Source organism: Serratia sp. ASV30, assembly GCF_016428815.1.
Lineage (GTDB): Bacteria > Pseudomonadota > Gammaproteobacteria > Enterobacterales > Enterobacteriaceae > Chania > Chania fonticola_C.
In genome coordinates this window covers 1-317 of record NZ_JAELTL010000245.1, presented here as the reverse complement: position 1 = coordinate 317, position 317 = coordinate 1, and the positions used below count along the sequence as shown (strand labels likewise).

The window sequence follows — 317 nt, the reverse complement described above, 5'->3', positions numbered from 1 at the left end:
CCCCCCCCCCCCCCCCCCCCCCCCCCCCCCCCCCCCCCCCCCCCCCCCCCCCCCCCCCCCCCCCCCCCCCCCCCCCCCCCCCCCCCCCCCCCCCCCCCCCCCCCCCCCCCCCCCCCCCTTTACAAGCCGAAGACGGCATACGAGATGATACCTCCTGTCTCGTGGGCTCGGAGATGTGTATAAGAGACAGGCCGAGTAGTTTGCGAACCAACATCGAGCCCTTCGGCACCATGATTATTTTCAGCGGGCTCAATAAACTTAATCAGATACAGCACGTCGCGTTGCTTGTCATCGAGTTGGCGAACAGAAAACTTTGG

Annotated in this window: 1 protein-coding gene; it reads left to right on the top strand. The window is 67.8% G+C overall.

Annotation, left to right across the window (positions count from 1 at the left end; translation table 11 throughout):
• The coding region (locus tag JHD74_RS26285; protein WP_199063941.1) for a hypothetical protein at window positions 1-183 on the top strand (183 nt) is incomplete at its 5' end.
• Window positions 184-317: the final 134 nt, after the last annotated feature.